Raw genomic sequence first — 605 nt, 5'->3', positions numbered from 1 at the left:
CCGCAATTATGCGGAGCCCACGATTATGCGGAGTGTGCGGCCGTTCAATCCGAGACCCACTTCGTTATCAACAGTTTAGTTCCTGCTGCCCTCTTTCTCACTCCGCATAATCTGAGGCCTCCCTTCCTGCCTTGATGGCAACGGAAGGGAGACAAGGAATGGCCAAGTCGAGTGAGGATCACTGCCACGGGCTGCGCTGCATGGACGCAGGCGATCTCGCCCCGCTGGTGACGGAGTTCACACGACACCTGACGGTGTTGGGGCATACGAGCTTGACGGTGAGCGGCTATGACGCCGCAGCCCGTCACCTCGCGCAATGGCTGACGCTGTCCAAGGTCGCAGTCACCGACATCGATGATGGCGTCACCGATCGGTTCGCTCGGCATCGCTGTCGATGCCCCGGCATACGTCGCCTGAAGGGCGTGTCCAAGAAGTACGTGAGGCGAGTGCGCCGGTTCGTCGAGTTTCTCGGCGAGCGCGGGATCGTCCAGCGCAAGCCGAAGCTCGCATTACCGACGCTCGACCGGTGGGTAGTCGAGTTCCAGGACTGGCTGCGGCAGCATCGCGGCGTCACAGAGCTGACAATAGATCGACATGGTCGCATG

The 605-nt window shown here is 61.2% G+C and carries 1 pseudogene; it reads left to right on the top strand.

Annotated elements, in window-relative coordinates:
• Window positions 1-158: 158 nt before the first annotated feature.
• A pseudogene (locus tag CV770_RS41315) lies at window positions 159-605 on the top strand (tyrosine-type recombinase/integrase); the annotation flags it as partial.

Source organism: Bradyrhizobium sp. AC87j1, assembly GCF_002936975.1.
GTDB lineage: Bacteria > Pseudomonadota > Alphaproteobacteria > Rhizobiales > Xanthobacteraceae > Bradyrhizobium > Bradyrhizobium shewense.
The sequence above is the reverse complement of the archived record's forward strand: the minus strand, read 5'-3'. Positions and strand labels throughout refer to the sequence as shown.